Annotated in this window: 10 protein-coding genes; 2 read left to right on the forward strand and 8 right to left on the reverse strand. The window is 62.8% G+C overall.

The window, feature by feature from the left end; all coding sequences use genetic code 11:
* Nucleotides 1-50: 50 nt before the first annotated feature.
* From HDE78_RS06525 to HDE78_RS06555, 7 genes are all read right to left on the reverse strand, one after another.
* Entirely contained in the window at nt 51-1913 is a 1863-nt protein-coding gene (locus HDE78_RS06525) for a potassium transporter Kup (protein WP_179477913.1), read from the reverse strand.
* Between the two features lie 43 nt (nt 1914-1956).
* Nucleotides 1957-2553, reverse strand: a complete 597-nt coding sequence (ruvA, locus tag HDE78_RS06530; RefSeq protein WP_179477729.1) for a Holliday junction branch migration protein RuvA — start codon at nt 2551-2553, stop codon at nt 1957-1959.
* Nucleotides 2554-2617: 64 nt separating this feature from the next.
* On the reverse strand, nt 2618-3139 hold the full coding sequence (ruvC, locus tag HDE78_RS06535) for a crossover junction endodeoxyribonuclease RuvC (protein WP_179477730.1): 522 nt from the start codon (nt 3137-3139) through the stop codon (nt 2618-2620).
* 81 nt (nt 3140-3220) lie between these two features.
* Entirely contained in the window at nt 3221-3955 is a 735-nt protein-coding gene (locus HDE78_RS06540; RefSeq protein WP_179477731.1) for a YebC/PmpR family DNA-binding transcriptional regulator, read from the reverse strand.
* Between the two features lie 94 nt (nt 3956-4049).
* Nucleotides 4050-4721 (reverse strand): alpha/beta fold hydrolase, encoded by a 672-nt coding sequence (locus tag HDE78_RS06545; protein ID WP_179477732.1) that lies wholly within the window; start codon nt 4719-4721, stop codon nt 4050-4052.
* A gap of 153 nt (nt 4722-4874) precedes the next feature.
* Nucleotides 4875-6641, reverse strand: coding sequence for an aspartate--tRNA ligase (aspS, locus tag HDE78_RS06550; RefSeq protein ID WP_179477733.1), 1767 nt, complete (start codon nt 6639-6641; stop codon nt 4875-4877).
* Between the two features lie 103 nt (nt 6642-6744).
* A complete protein-coding gene (locus HDE78_RS06555; protein WP_179477734.1) occupies nt 6745-7092 on the reverse strand; it encodes a zinc ribbon domain-containing protein in 348 nt (115 codons plus the stop codon).
* 589 nt (nt 7093-7681) lie between these two features.
* Here HDE78_RS06555 and HDE78_RS06560 point away from each other — a divergent pair.
* On the forward strand, nt 7682-10096 hold the full coding sequence (locus tag HDE78_RS06560) for a TonB-dependent receptor (RefSeq protein ID WP_179477914.1): 2415 nt from the start codon (nt 7682-7684) through the stop codon (nt 10094-10096).
* A gap of 248 nt (nt 10097-10344) precedes the next feature.
* Complete coding sequence (locus HDE78_RS06565) at nt 10345-12825, forward strand: TonB-dependent receptor (RefSeq protein ID WP_179477735.1); 2481 nt, start codon at nt 10345-10347, stop codon at nt 12823-12825.
* A 78-nt stretch (nt 12826-12903) separates the two neighbouring features.
* Here the strand turns inward: HDE78_RS06565 and clpB are convergent, their stop codons facing one another.
* The gene (clpB, locus tag HDE78_RS06570) at nt 12904-15501 is read right to left on the reverse strand and encodes an ATP-dependent chaperone ClpB (RefSeq protein WP_179477736.1); all 2598 of its coding nucleotides are present in this window, start codon (nt 15499-15501) and stop codon (nt 12904-12906) included.
* Nucleotides 15502-15649: the final 148 nt, after the last annotated feature.

The raw sequence follows: 15649 nt of genomic DNA on the forward strand, positions 1-15649 counted from the left end.
TCGCGGAATAGCCGATGTTTCCTATTCCCCAGTCCCCGTTCCCGTCCGCCCTAAATTTCCACCTGCGCGCCCAGCTCGATCAGCCGATTGCCCGGAATCTGGAAGAACGCCGTGGCCGGCAGCGCGTTGCGTGCCATGAACACGAACAGCTTGTCGCGCCACAGCGCCATGCCCGGGCGGCGGCGATCGGCCACGATGTTTTCGCGCGACAGGAAGAACGTGGTGTCCATCATGTCGAACATCAGGCCCTCGCGGCCGCAGTCCATCAGCGCCTGCGGGATGTTCGGATACTCGGCAAAGCCGAAATGTAGCTCGAGCCCATAAAAATCGTCGCCGAGAGTGATCAGGTTGATGCGCTCGGAGCGCTCGGCCACAGGCGTTTCCAGCATCTCCACCGTGAGCAGCACGTTGCGCTCGTGCAGCACCTTGTTGTGCTTGAGGTTGTGCAGCAGCGCGCTGGGCACCGAGTTCTGGTTGCCGGTGAGAAACACCGCCGTGCCCGGCACGCGCAGCGGCGGATGTTGGCCGATGTTTTCGATGAACGGCTTCAGCGCCAGGCCCGACTGCTTGATTTCGCGCAGCACCAGCTCGCGGCCGCGACGCCAGGTGGTCATCATGGCGAAAACCACCACACCCAGCGCCAGTGGGAACCAGCCGCCGTATTCGATCTTGATCAGGTTGGCGCTGAAGAACGACAGGTCGATCAACAAAAACAGCGCGCCCACGGCAATGACGGCGAACAAATTCCAGCGCCACTGGTAACGGGCCACGACCAGGGCCAGCATCGAGGTAATCGCCATGGTGCCGGTCACCGCAATGCCGTAAGCCGCGCTGAGATTGTCCGACGAGCGGAAACCCAGCACCGCCAGCATCACCATGATCAGCAGAAAATGGTTGACCCACGGCACGAACACCTGGCCGGACATTTCGTTCGACGTGTGCACCACGGCCATGCGCGGCGAATAACCCAGCGACATCGCCTCGCGCGTCATCGAATAGGCGCCGGAAATCACCGCCTGCGATGCAATCACCGTGGCCGCGCAGGCCAGTGCAATCATCGGGATTTTCAGCACGTCCGGCGCCAGACGGAAAAACGGGCTGTCGATGGCCGACGGATCGCTCAGCAACAGCGCACCCTGACCGAAATAGTTGAGCACCAGCGCCGGCAGTACGAAGCTGAACCAGGCCAGCCGAATGGGCTTTTTACCGAAATGCCCCATGTCCGCATACAGCGCCTCGGCGCCGGTCAGCGCCAGCACCACGCCACCCAGCGCGATGAAACCCTGGAAGCCGTGCAGCTCGAAAAACCGAATGCCATACCAGGGATTGAGCGCCAGAAGCACGTGCGGGTTGCGCAGAATCATGTGCACGCCGAGCAGCGCGATCACCACAAACCACACCACCATGATCGGCCCGAACAGCCGCCCCACGTGCTCGGTGCCGCGGCGCTGGATCGCAAAAAGAACCAGCAGGATGACCAGCGTTATCGGCACCACCCAGCTGGCCATGTGCGGCGCAACGACTTTGACGCCCTCCACCGCCGACAGCACCGAAATCGCCGGCGTAATGACGCCGTCGCCGTAGAAAAGCGACGCGCCGAAAATGCCCAGAATCGCCAACACCCAGCGCAGATTCGGCCGGTCGCGCACGCTGCGCTGGGCCAGCGCCATCAGCGCCATGATGCCGCCCTCACCCTTGTTGTCGGCGCGCATGATGAAGACCACGTATTTCAGCGACACCACCAGAATCTGCGCCCAGAAAATCAGCGACAGCACGCCGAAGATGCTTTCCGGTGTCGGCCTCATGCCGTCGTGGGTCAGCGTGACTTGCAAGGTGTAAAGAGGACTGGTGCCGATATCGCCGTAAACCACGCCGATCGCGCCCAGCGCGAGCACGGCAAGCCGACGACGCATATCGGTCGTGCCATCGACCTGCGGTATTGCCTGAGTCACGGAATCAACCTCCCAACGCGGCGCGCAGCGCCTTGCGAATAATGGCCTCGGCGTTGTCGCCGTCGGCTGCAACTTTTTGTATCAGCCGCGTCACTTCGGCCGGCTTGTAACCGAGCTGCTGCAGCGCCACCGTGGCTTCGCCCGCCGCATCGAGCGGTACGTCGACGCCGCCGACCCGCGTACCGGACACGCTGGTGAGTCCGTCGACGCGGTCGCGCAGCTCGATCACGATGCGTTCGGCGGTTTTCTTGCCGATGCCGGGGATCTTGGTCAGCGCCACCACGTCGCCGGTTTGCACCAGACGCGCGAAGTGGTCGGTGGACACGCCGGAAAGCACCGCCAGCGCGATCTTGGCGCCGATGCCGCTGACCTTTTGCAGGCTGCGGAACAGCGCCCGCTCGGATTCGTGCATGAAACCGTAAAGCGCCACGCTGTCTTCCTTGACCGCGTAATGCGTGAGCAAGGTCACTTCCTTGCCGTTGGGCGGCAGGTCGTAAATGGTCGACATCGGCGCTTCAAGTTCGTAACCGATGCCGCCAACTTCAATCATCAGCCACGGCGGCTGCTTGGAAATCAGGGTGCCGCGAAGACGACCGATCATCGCCCGCGGATCTCGCTGCTTGCCACGTCACCGATCGCTCTATCGGTTGCGGCACCAAGGATGTTCATCGGCGGCGTCTCCAGGCTGTACGTGGAATACCGACGCGAGCCAGGCTCGCCCGCGTATGGGCGTGTGTCACCGCGATCGCCAGCGCGTCGGCCGCATCGGCCTGCAGCGGCCCCTTGATTCCCAGCAAGATACCGATCATGTGCTGCACCTGAGTCTTGTCGCTGCGACCGCCGCCGACGATGGATTTTTTCACTTCCGTGGCGGCGTATTCATGCACTTCGATGCCCCGACTGACGATGGCGCAGATCGCCGCACCGCGCGCCTGACCGAGCTTCAGCGCCGAATCCGGGTTGCGTGCCATGAACACGCGCTCGATGCCGCACTCGGCCGGCCGATGCGTGGCGATGATGTCACACAGTTCGTCAAAGATGCGTTTCAGCCGCAGTGGAAACGTCGCCTCTGCCGCCACCGCGAGCGCGCCATGAAACACGTGGCTGAGCTTGCCGGCATCATCCACATCGATGATGCCGACGCCGGTGCGCTGGCTGCCCGGATCGATGCCGATGATGCGGGTCATGAAAGGCGGCTCACGAAAACGGGCACGACATCGTGTTCCAGAGGTCCGGGCGCAGCGGCGGGGGCGCCCGCCGGCCGGCGCTTACGGATGAGCCTCGGCCGGCAGCAGCGCGTTGTGATACACGTCGTGCACATCGTCCAGCTCTTCGAGCCAGTCGATCAGATCGAGCAGGGTCTCCTGCGCTTCGGCCGGCACCGCGCTGCGATTGGCCGGCCGCATCACCACCTCGGCGCGCGCCGGCGTGAGCCCGGCCGCGGCGAGCGCCTGCTGCACGGCATCGAGACTGTCCGGCGTGCAAAGCACGCTGCTTTCGCCCGCTTCGTTGATCACGTCGTCCGCACCGGCCTCCAGCGCCGCCTCGAGAATCTTCTCCTCCAGCGCCTCGTCGCCATCGGTGACGAAGACCAGCTCGCCGCAGCGGCGGAACTGGAATGCCACCGAACCGCTGGTGCCCAGATTGCCGCCGTGCTTGGTCAGCGCGTGGCGCACGTCGGCGACGGTGCGCACCGGGTTGTCCGTGACGCAGTCGATGATGAAGGCGATTCCGGCCGGGCCGTAGCCCTCGTAGCGCATCTCGTGCATTTCCGCGCCGCCATCGGCACCGGAGCCGCGCTTGATCGCGCGATCGATGGTGTCGCGCGTCATGTTCGCCGCCAGCGCCTTGTCCACCGCCGAACGCAGCCGGGCGTTATCGGCCGGATCGGCCACACCGGCGCGCGTGGCCACGGTGATTTCGCGGATCAGCTTGGTAAACACCTTGGCTCGCTTGGCGTCTTCGACGCTCTTGCGACCTTCGATGGACGGACCTCTACCCATGACGATTCCTGCGCTGCGCGGATGGACAAGCCGGCGATTTTACCGCACTCCGGTGGCAACACGGCAAAAGGCGTAACGATCCGAATGCATTGGCTCACACCGACGCGATCGAACCGCCGCCGACCGGCATCGCCGCTGCCGCCGCAAACGAGCCCTGGCGCAGAAACCGACCCGTATGCAGCGCCACGTCGGCGGAGAAAAGCAGGCCGGTGTGGCTGGTGTCCACCACGCAATGATCGGCCAGACCGGGCAGCCGGGTTTCCTCCACCGCCACGGTGCCGTCGTGCTCGCCCTCGATATTGGCCAGCACCGCGCCAAGGCCGATCGGCGTGCGCCCGGCAATCACGCCGACCTCGCGCACGCCATCCCAGTGCTCGAAACCGCGCTCCAGCAATTCGCGGTTATGCCCCAGCAGCACCTCGCTGCCGCGGCCCCAGCGTGCAAAGCCGCGCGCCGCCGCGCTGCCCATCAGCGGCGAACCCAGGCAAACGATGCGGCCGGCGGGCAGTTCGCCTTCTTCATGACAGACCTGCAGTGCCAGCAACCCGCCGAGGCTGTGCCCCACCAAATGCACCGATACGGAATCCTCGGCCAGCAGCTGCATGCGCGAGAGCAGGCGGCCAAGAATGCGCTCCTGCGAGTTGGCCACGCTCATGTAGTCGAAACGGTGAACCCGGAAACCCTGCTCGATCATCCGACGATGCAGCATGGCCAGCGCGAAACCGCGCATCCACAGGCCGTGCAGCAAGATGACATGTTCGGTCATGGGACAGGTATCGGCAAACCTACGAAAGAACAGCCGCGAGCCGTTTATCACTCCCGCGGTACGAAACCCGATTGTGCCCGCCACGCCGGTCGCCGATGTCAACGGGTTGTGCAAACGCCCTCGACACGCCTCAGCAAAGCCGACGGCCCATGCTCAGCCTATCGGCTCGGCCGCCACCCGTACGTGCAGTTCTTTCAGCTGCGCATCGCCGACCATCGACGGCGCGTCGGTCATCAGATCCTGCGCGCTGGTGGTCTTGGGGAAGGCGATCACATCGCGGATCGACTCGGTGCCGGCCATCAGCGCAGCGATACGGTCGATACCGAAGGCCAGGCCACCGTGCGGTGGCGCACCGAATTTCAGCGCCTTCAGCAGAAACCCGAACTTCATCTCGGCCTCTTCCGCACCGATGCCGAGCAGCTCGAACACCGCGCTCTGCATGTCCGGTCGATGGATACGGATCGAGCCGCCGCCGATCTCGTTACCGTTGAGCACCATGTCGTAGCCGCGGCTCACCGCCGTAGCCGCGTTGACGCGCAGATCGCCGATGTCGTCGACCTTCGGTGCGGTGAACGGATGATGCAGGGCGACGTAGCGCTGCGCCTCATGGTCGTACTCGAACATCGGAAAATCGGTGACCCACAGCGGCTTCCAGCTGTCTTCGACCAGACCGCGATCCTTGGCGACCTTCAGGCGCAGCGCGCCCATGAAATCGGTGACGGTCTTCCAGCTACCGGCGCCGAAGAACAGCATATCGCCGCTCTGCGCACCGGTTGACCGAAGCACGTTGTCCAGCGCAGCGTCGTCGAGAAACTTCGCCACCGGCGAGTTGATCCCCTCGCGGCCCTTGGTCAGATCGTCGATGCGCAGCCAGGCCAAGCCCTTGGCGCCATAACGCGTGACGTATTCGCTGAGCTGGTCGATTTCCTTGCGCGTCAGCGTGCTGCCACCCGGCACGCGCAGCGCCGCCACACGGCCGCCGGCATCGTTGGCCGGCTCGGCAAACACCTTGAATTCGACATGTTTCACCGCGTCGGCGATATCGATCAGCTCCAGCGCAATGCGCAGGTCGGGTTTGTCCGAACCGAACCGGCGCATCGCCTCGGCCCAGGTCATGCGCGGAAAGGCGGCGTCGAGTTCCACACCCTGCACTTCCCGGAATACGTGACGAATGAGCTCTTCGACGAAATCCTGCACATCCTTCTCTTCGACGAAGGCGAACTCCAGGTCGAGCTGGGTGAATTCCGGCTGGCGATCGGCGCGCAGGTCCTCATCGCGGAAGCAGCGGGCAATCTGATAATAGCGATCGAAACCGGCCATCATCAGAATCTGTTTAAACAACTGCGGCGACTGCGGCAATGCATAGAATTGGCCGGGATGCACGCGGCTGGGTACCAGGTAATCGCGCGCGCCTTCCGGCGTGGCCTTGGTCAGGATCGGCGTTTCCACGTCCTGGAAGCCGCGCTCGTCCAGATAGCGGCGCAGCGCCTGCACCAGCTTGATCCGCTTGCGCATCATCGCCTGCATCTCGGGGCGGCGTAGATCCAGATAGCGATACGTCAGACGCATCTCTTCGTTCGGGTTTTCGTGCAGGGCGAACGGCAAGTCTTTCGCCGCGTTGAGCACTTCCACACTATCGGCCAGCAGCTCGACCGTGCCGGTTTTCAGCTTGTCGTTGACGGACAGGCGCCGACGCAAGGTGCCCGTCACGCGCAGGCAGTACTCGTTGCCGATATCACCAGCCACGGCAAAGGCGGCCGCGTTGTCGCGCTCGATCACCACTTGCGCCAGACCCTCATGATCCCTGAGGTCGACAAACGCCACGTGACTCTGCAGGCGCAACGTGTTGACCCAACCGCAAAGCGTGACCGTCTGGCCAATCAGCGACTCGTCGATGAGGCCGCAATAGTGCGTGCGCATGCGCTTGAAACTCCGGACCGCGAAGCGGCTGAATCAGGTGGAAAAGACCGTCAATCGTATCACCGAGGCGGCCGGCCACGCACGCCGGCCGCCAGCAAGCGCCTCAATCGGCGCTGCCACCGGCCGGTGTCGAGGGCGATGGCGCCGGCGCGGACGCAGAAGGCGCAGGCGCGGCAGCAGGCGCGCTCTTTTCGGAAGACTCGGGCTTGGCGCTGGTGGCGCTGCCGCCCTCACTCTTGCTGTCGGCAAGATTGCGCTTCTTGTCGCTGTCGGACTTGAAGTCCGTCTCGTACCAGCCGCTGCCGGCCAATCGGAACGAGGGCGCGCTGACGCGCCGTTTGAGCTGTGGAGCGCCGCAGCTGGGGCAGATCGTCGGGTCGTCGTCCGACAGTTTCTGCAGGCGATCGAAGCGATGCCCGCAGCTGGCGCACTCGAACTCGTAGATAGGCATCTGAAAAACTCCAACTTCAAAGTCGGCATATGACCGACAGCGCGCCATTATCGGCCCGATCGGCCGAATTTCAACGTCGGCAACGCCATTCCTTCGCCCCCGGCCCTCGGGGGTAGAAGCGTCGAGGCTTCGTCCTGCCCCGATCGGCGGCGTCAGGCGGATACGCGTGGCCTGATGCCTATTTAGGCGTCCAGACGTCCATTTACGGAGATCGGTCCACAGACGCCTGAGGCACGTTCGCCCAGCACGCACAGCTTGTGCCATGCCAAAACCCCACCCGGGTTGTCATTGCAGGAGCCGCCCGGGATCGATTATTGCAAAGCAACATATGCGTATCGAAACACTCGAGATAGTTTCATATGCAAGTATTTGTTTTATTTGGAAATGCCAAGTGTTTCAACAAATGGAAATACACGTGAATTATTTATTGCGCATCGCATCAATTTCACTTAGGGTCGAACCAGCACTGCCGATAGAGCGTGCCGCGGTGAGGGGACCGCCGCCACTAGCAAGTGAATCTGGGGAGATTTTCAATATGGCAACATTTCGTCGTAATCGATTGGCCAGCGCGCTGATTCCACTGCTCAGCATGAGCCTGTTCAGCACCGCACTATGGGCACAGGCCGCTGCAAGCTCCACCGCGCCCAGCGATACCGCTGCGGAACCGTCGAAAGACACCAAACAGCTGCAGCAGGTGGTGGTCACCGGCACCCGGCAATCCACGCGCACGGTTGCCGAGTCGCTTTCGCCGATCGATGTGCTGACGCCAGCGGACATCAACGCCAGTGGTGCTACCGATATTGCCAGCGCATTGAACACGCTGCTGCCGTCGCTCAACTTTCCTCGCCCCGCCATCAACGACGGCAATGACGCGGTCCGCCCGCTGACCCTGCGAGGCCTGTCGCCGGATGACGTGCTCGTGCTGGTCGACGGCAAGCGTTACCACACCACCAGCCTGGTCAATTACAACAACTCGATCGGTCGCGGTTCGGCCCCGGTCGATTTCAACTCGATCCCCATTTCCGCCATCGACCATATCGAAGTGCTGCGCGATGGCGCCGCCGCGCAATACGGCTCGGATGCCATCGCCGGCGTGGTCAACATCATCCTCAAGCGCGGCAGCGCGCCAGGCAACAATGAAATCACCGCCAATGGCGGCATCATGGACAAGGGCGACGGCGCGCAAAACGGGTTGTCTGGATCGGTCGGCATTCCCTTGAGCGGCCCGCAAGGCAGCGCACCAGGCTGGGCCAGACTCGCGTGGAACTACTCCGACGTGATGAACACCAACCGCGCCCAGAACACCGACATCGCCACGACACTGACCCCTGACAACGCGAACGCGCAAGGCGTGCCGTACGAGCGCTACGGCGATCCGGCGGTAAAGACCTATCAGGCCCTGCTGAACTTCGGCTACGACCTGACGCCGAACGTCGAACTCTACGGCTACCTCAATCTAAGCCGCCGCGATGTCACCTCGAACGGCTACTACCGATCCGGTGACAACTATCGAAATGCCACGGCGATCTATCCGAACGGCTTTCTCCCCCAGATCATCAACCATGTGAACGATGCCTCTGCGGTCGTCGGCATCAAGGGCACCACCGACAACGGCTGGCACTGGGATGCCTCGGCCGATTTCGGCTACAACCACATGGTTTTCGATATCAACAACAGCCTCAATATCAACCAGTACTACAGCACGCTGGATGCCACCGGCGTCGGATTCAGCCCGACCTACTTCAACGCCGGCAACTTCACCACCAAGCAGGACGTGGCCAACGTCGATCTGAGCAAGGAATACTCGCCGAGCTTCCTGCCCAACCCCGTCACCGTGTCGTTCGGCGGCGAATACCGCAAGGATTACTACGATATCGGCGCGGGCGACCCGAATTCCTATTACTTCAATCCGGCTATCATCGATCCGATCAGCGGTGACGTGGCGCCCGGTGGCTCGCAGGTCTACCCGGGCCTCAGCCCAGAAGTGGCCGGCAACTTCCAGCGCCACAGTGAGGCAGCCTACGTCGACCTGGAAACGGATATCACCAGCAAGCTGTCCGCCGGTGTAGCCGCGCGTTACGAGGACTACAGCGACTCGGGCTCGACCCGCTCCGGCAAGTTGTCGCTGCGCTATCAGCTGACCGATACCTTCGCCCTGCGGGGCACCGCATCGAACGGCTTCCGAGCACCCTCGCTGGCGCAGCAGAACTACGAGTCCGTGGTGACCCTCCAACAAAATGGCGTACTCCAACAGGTCGGTACGTTCCGCACCTCGAGTCCCACCGCCATTGCCCTGGGCGCCAAGCCATTGACCCCGGAAAAGTCCACCAACTATGGCCTGGGTGCGGTATGGCAACCGACCAACGATTTCAGCGCAACGCTGGATGCCTATCAGGTACGGATTTACGACCAGATACTCTACAGCGACCAGTTGAATGTCACCCCCACTCTCGCCAATGGTGAAGTCAGCGGCGCGCAGTTCTTCGTCAACGGCGGCACGACCCGCACACGCGGTGCGGACCTGATCCTGAACCAGCGCTTCGAGTTCAGCGAATGGGGCAAACTCAACGTCGGTCTCAGCGGCAACTACAACAAGACTGTCGTGCTGGACGTGACCAATCCCAACTTCGGCCGCTCCAGCCAAGGCCTACTGACCTCGTCCACACCGCGCACCAAGTACGTGCTTTACGGCGACTGGGCCATCCAGAATGTCGACCTGCATGCCAACCTCACCCGCTACGGCTCGGTGATACGTCGCGGTGACGACGCCAACGGTGACGAAGATCAATTCTTCTCCGCGCGCTGGCTGCTCGATCTGGCGGCCAGCTACAACCTGGATGCCTGGACCTTTACCGTCGGTGCGGACAATGTCACCAATCAGTACCCGACCAAGGTGGCGCCGAACAACGAGTACGACTACGGCTCGGGCCTGCAGTACTCCGCTTTGTCGCCGTTCGGTTTCAACGGGCGCTACTGGTACGGAAAGGTCACGTATCGTTTCTAAGTTCGAATAAACTCAAGACAAAATCCCGGCCGCAACGCCGGGATTTTCATTCGATGGCGACCGCCGTACAAAAGCGCATCGCTGCACAAAGGGCAAAAAGAAGAGCCAAACGCTTAACCAGCCGCCATAACCTTATGTATTGGTCTTATATCCATTTGGACATATAGACGTCCATATCGATTGACCGATTATTCATTCGTCGTTAACCTGCGATTTCTTCCATCAAAGACACAGGTTTAGAGAAAGCAATGATCAGCAAGCGCCAAAGCCGTTTTATCCCGGCCTATTTGCCCGCCATCATCGCGCTTGCACTCTCAAATGCAGCGGCAGCGCAAGACACCACACCAGCACCCACGCCAGCCAAGACCAAGGATCTCAGCGCAGTGATCGTGACCGGTACGCGCTCGGATAGCCGTACGGAAAGCAGCTCGCTCACGCCGATCGATGTCGTCTCGGCGAAAGTGCTGCAGCAGACCGGCACCAACGATTTGCCCACGGCACTCGCGCGCATTATCCCGTCGCTGAATTTTCCGCGACCCTCGGCATCGGATACGGCGGACAGCCAGCGCCCGGCCCAGCTGCGCGGCCTTTCGCCGGACCAGGTGCTGGTGCTGGTGAACGGCAAGCGCTGGCATGCGGGCGCGATTCTGCTGAACAACGGCGTCATTGGCCGGGGTTCGCAGTCGGTCGATCTCAACACCATTCCGCTGTCGGCCATCGATCATATCGAAGTGCTGCGCGACGGCGCCTCGGCCCAGTACGGCTCCGACGCGATTGCCGGTGTGATCAACATCATCCTGAAAAAGGGCGCCAAGGGTGGCGACGTCGAGGTCACCGGCGGCCAGTATTCGGCGGGCGACGGCCGGCAGTGGCAGGGGTCGGCCGACTTCGGCATACCGCTCGCCGACGACAAGGGCTGGCTGCGCCTGTCCGTACAGAGCGGCAACGAGGACTACACCAACCGCGCCGCGCCGGACACGCGGCCGGGCTATACCGCGCTGGGCGTGAACTACCGCCAGGGCGATCCGGCCGTGCACGACAGCAATGTGCTGCTCAATACCCAGTACGACATCACCCCCGATGTGCAGTTCTACGCGTTCGGCCATTTCGGTCGTCGCCAGAGCACCTCGCCGGCGTTTTTCCGTTACGGCACCAACGCGCCCAAGTCCAACAACGCGCTGATCGGCGAGGTCTACCCCAACGGCTTTTTGCCGCTGGAGCACGCCGATTCGACCGATCAGTCGCTGGTCACCGGCCTGCGCGGCACGCTCGACGGCTGGCGCTGGGACCTGAGCGGCAATTTCGGCCGCAACCGGGTTTCCTACGAAACCCAGAACAGTCTCAACTACGCCTACCTGCACGACTTCGGCACCACGCCGACGACATTCGACGACGGCATTCTCACCGCCGCCCAGGAAGCGGTCGACCTCGATATCGCCAAGGACCTTTCGCCGAGCTGGCTGCCCAACCCGTTGACGGTGGCGTTCGGCGCCGAATACCTGCGACAGACCTACAGCATCGCTGCCGGCTCGCTGCCGTCCTGGTATGTCGGCACATCGGGCGTGTCCGGCGGCGCGCAGGGGTTCGCCGGCTGGCAGCCGGCCAATGCGGTGGACGCGTCGCGGCAGGACGTGGCCGAATACCTCGATCTGGAGACCAACCTGACCGATCGCCTCGCGGTTTCGGCCGCCGTGCGGCACGAGCACTACAACGATTTCGGCAACACCACGTCGGGCTCGCTGGCCGGCCGCTTCGATTTCACCGACCGCTTTGCCCTGCGCGCCAGCGCCTCGACCGGCTTCCGCGCACCATCGCTGGGGCAGCAATACTTCTCGCAGATATCGTCGCTGTTCTATGCCACGGGCAATTCGGCCGGCCTGCCCGCCGGCATCTACAACTCGGGCCTGGTACCGGTCAGCAGTCCGATCGCGCGCCTGCTCGGTGCGCAGCCGCTGAAACCGGAGAAGTCCGAAAACTTCACCTTCGGCGCGGTCTGGAACCCGACCGATGCGCTGACGCTCAGCGCGGACATCTACCAGATCGATATCCAGAACCGCATTGCGCTGTCCGGTGCGATCTCGACCACGGCGCCGTCCGTGGTGAGCTATCTGACCGCCAATGGGATCACCAACCTCAATTACAGCAGCCTCAACTACTTCACCAACGCGGCCGACACGCGCACGCGCGGCGTCGATTTCGTCGGCACCTATCTGGCCGATTTCGGTACCGCGGGAACGCTCTCCACCACACTCAGCGCCAACTACAACCAGAACAAGGTCACCCAGGTCAAGGCCAATCCGGCGGTGCTGCAAAACCTCGGCGTCAACTTCGTACGCCTGAGCCGCCAGGACATCGAGGGTTATCTGGCCAACTCCACCCCCCGCAGCAAGCTGATCCTCAGCGAGCTGTACAACGTCGGCAACTGGGGCGTCACTGCGACCCTGACCCGCTATGGCAGCTACACCAGCTATGTCAGCAACCTGGCCAGTTACAACGTCGCCACCGGCGTGGTCGACCAGACCTTTTCGCCGAAGTGGCTGCTGGATCTGGCGGTTAACTACCGGTTGAACAACTGGACCTTCACAGTGGGCGCGGACGACGCGCTGGACACCTATCCGGACCGCAATATCGCCAACAACACCAACAACGGCACCCTGCCCTACTCGACCTTCTCGCCGTTCGGCTACAACGGCGCCTACGTCTACGGCAAGGTTCGCTACAGCTGGTAGTCACCCTATCGCTCGACAAAAAATCCCGGCGCAGACGCCGGGATTTTTTTGTTCGTATGTCGCGGCGAAGGCCGACGATCAGCGTGTGTGAAACGCCAGCTCACCGCTTTCGACGTCCACGCCGATCGTGGAACCGGCCGCGTAGCGTCCCTCCAGAATCTGCTTGGCCAGCGGATTTTCCAGCTGCTGCTGGATCGCCCGCTTCAGCGGCCGCGCGCCGTAGACCGGATCGAAGCCAACGTTGCCGAGCAGGACCAGCGCGTCATCGCTGACTTCCAGCTTGAGCTGACGCTCGGCCAGTCGTTTTTCCAGATACGCCAGCTGGATGCGTGCGATCGCGCCGATCTGCTTTTTGTCCAGCGGACGGAACACCACCAGCTCGTCGAGCCGGTTGATGAACTCCGGCCGGAAGTGCGCCTGCACCACGCCAAGCACCGAGGCCTTCATCTGTGTGTATTGCTCTTCGCTGTCCAGACTGCCGCCGTTGTCCGACATGTCCTGGATCACGTTGGAACCGAGGTTCGAGGTCATCACGATGACGGTGTTGCGAAAGTCCACTGTGCGGCCCTGGCCGTCGGTGAGACGGCCGTCGTCCAGTACCTGCAGCAGCACGTTGAACACGTCCGAGTGCGCCTTCTCCACCTCGTCCAGCAAGATCACGCTGTACGGACGTCGACGCACTGCCTCGGTGAGATAGCCGCCTTCCTCGTAACCCACATAACCGGGCGGCGCGCCGATCAACCGGCTCACCGAGTGCTTTTCCATGAACTCGCTCATGTCGATGCGCACCATCGCATCGGTGGTGTCGAACATGAACTCGGCCAGCGCCTTGCACAGCTCGGTCTTGCCCACGCCGGTAGGGCCGAGAAACAGGAACGAGCCGCTGGGCCGATTCGGATCGGACAGCCCGGCGCGCGCGCGCCGGATCGCGTCGGACACGGCGCGAACGGCCTCGTCCTGACCGACCACGCGACGATGCAGATCGTCTTCCATATGCAGCAGCTTTTCGCGCTCGCCTTCGAGCATCTTGCTGACGGGGATACCGGTCCAGCGCGCCACGACTTCGGCGATTTCCTCGGCGGTGACCTTGTCCTGCAGCAGCTTGAAATCCTGCGTCTCGGCGGCCTGTGCCGCAGTGAGCTGCTTTTCCAGCTCGGGCAGCTTGCCGTACTGGATTTCGCTCATCTTGGCGTAGTCCTGCTGCCGCTGCGCCGCATCGAGCTCCTGCCGCGCCTGCTCGATCTGTTCCTTCACGCGAGTGACGCCCTGCAGGGCCGCCTTCTCGGACTTCCAGATTTCGTTGAGATCGGAAAACTCGCGCTCGAGCTTGTCGACGTCGGTTTCCAGATCGGCCAGACGCTGCTTCGATTCGCTGTCCTTTTCCTTCTTCAGCATCTCGCGCTGGATCTTCAGCTGGATCAGCCGGCGCTCCAGCCGGTCGAGCTCTTCCGGCTTGGAGTCGATCTCCATGCGGATGCGCGAGGCGGCTTCGTCCATCAGGTCGATCGCCTTGTCCGGCAGCTGGCGGTCGGCGATATAGCGATGCGACAGCGTGGCTGCGGCGACGATTGCCGGATCGGTGATCTCCACGCCGTGATGCACGGCATAGCGCTCCTTCAGCCCGCGCAGGATCGCAATGGTGTCCTCGACGCTGGGTTCGCCCACAAAGACCTTCTGAAAGCGGCGCTCCAGCGCGGCGTCCTTCTCAATGTACTTGCGATACTCGTCCAGCGTGGTGGCACCGATGCAGTGCAGCTCGCCGCGCGCCAGAGCGGGCTTGAGCATGTTGCCCGCGTCCATCGCGCCGTCGGCCTTGCCGGCGCCGACGACGGTGTGCAGCTCGTCGATAAACAGGATTACCCGACCTTCCTGCTTGGCCAGGTCGCTGAGCACGGCTTTGAGCCGCTCCTCGAACTCGCCGCGGAATTTGGCGCCGGCAATCAGCGCGCCCATGTCGAGCGACAGCACGCGGCGATCGCGCAGGCCTTCGGGCACTTCGCCCTTGACGATGCGCTGAGCCAGACCTTCGACGATGGCAGTCTTGCCGACGCCGGGTTCGCCGATCAGCACGGGGTTGTTCTTGGTGCGCCGCTGCAGCACCTGAATGGTGCGGCGAATCTCTTCGTCGCGACCGATCACCGGGTCGAGCTTGCCGCTTTCGGCCCGCTCGGTCAGGTCGATGCAGTATTTCTCCAGCGCTTGGCGCTGCTCCTCGGCATTTTCGCTCTGTACCTTTTCGCCGCCACGCAGTTTGTCGATCGCCGCTTCCAGGTTCGACTTGGTCGCACCTGCCGCCTTCAGCGCCGCGCCGAGCTCGCCCTTGTCTTCCAGCGCCGCCAGCACGAACAGCTCGCTGGCGATGAACTGATCGCCACGCTGCTGGGCCAGCTTGTCGGTGAGGTTGAGCAAGCGTGTCAGCTCGTTGCCCGCGTGGATATTGCCTTCCTGACCACTAACCTTCGGCAGCCGTTCCAGCAATTCGTTGACGCGCTGCTGCAGCGCCGGCACGTTGACCTGCGCCTGCGTCAGCAGCGGCCCGGTCGAACCGCCCTGCTGATTGAGCAGCGCGGCCATGACGTGCGCAGGTTCGAGCATGTTGTTGTCGCGACCCACGGCCAGCGACTGCGCGTCCGCCAGCGCCTGCTGGAAACGCGACGTGAGTTTGTCCATTCGCATCGATTAGCCCTCGGTAGATTTGGCGGACGGCCATCGCTCGGCCGCTCTGCCACTGGCTGAAAGATGCGGACGGCACGAAGTGAATCAAGACGCGACAGCCCCGCTTGTGCGTCCCAGTTGATCCAGATCAAAGATATCTTTCACATAG

The sequence above is a fragment of the Rhodanobacter sp. K2T2 genome (assembly GCF_013408815.1).
Classification (GTDB): Bacteria; Pseudomonadota; Gammaproteobacteria; order Xanthomonadales; family Rhodanobacteraceae; genus Rhodanobacter.

Bases quoted from the DNA above. Each gene is read 5' to 3' on its own strand.
- HDE78_RS06525 (WP_179477913.1), bottom strand. From the start codon at position 1,913: ATGCGTCGTCGGCTTGCCGTGCTCGCGCTGGGCGCGATCGGCGTGGTT.
- ruvA (WP_179477729.1), bottom strand. From the start codon at position 2,553: ATGATCGGTCGTCTTCGCGGCACCCTGATTTCCAAGCAGCCGCCGTGG.
- ruvC (WP_179477730.1), bottom strand. From the start codon at position 3,139: ATGACCCGCATCATCGGCATCGATCCGGGCAGCCAGCGCACCGGCGTC.
- HDE78_RS06540 (WP_179477731.1), bottom strand. From the start codon at position 3,955: ATGGGTAGAGGTCCGTCCATCGAAGGTCGCAAGAGCGTCGAAGACGCC.
- HDE78_RS06545 (WP_179477732.1), bottom strand. From the start codon at position 4,721: ATGACCGAACATGTCATCTTGCTGCACGGCCTGTGGATGCGCGGTTTC.
- aspS (WP_179477733.1), bottom strand. From the start codon at position 6,641: ATGCGCACGCACTATTGCGGCCTCATCGACGAGTCGCTGATTGGCCAG.
- HDE78_RS06555 (WP_179477734.1), bottom strand. From the start codon at position 7,092: ATGCCTATCTACGAGTTCGAGTGCGCCAGCTGCGGGCATCGCTTCGAT.
- HDE78_RS06560 (WP_179477914.1), top strand. From the start codon at position 7,682: ATGAGCCTGTTCAGCACCGCACTATGGGCACAGGCCGCTGCAAGCTCC.
- HDE78_RS06565 (WP_179477735.1), top strand. From the start codon at position 10,345: ATGATCAGCAAGCGCCAAAGCCGTTTTATCCCGGCCTATTTGCCCGCC.
- clpB (WP_179477736.1), bottom strand. From the start codon at position 15,501: ATGCGAATGGACAAACTCACGTCGCGTTTCCAGCAGGCGCTGGCGGAC.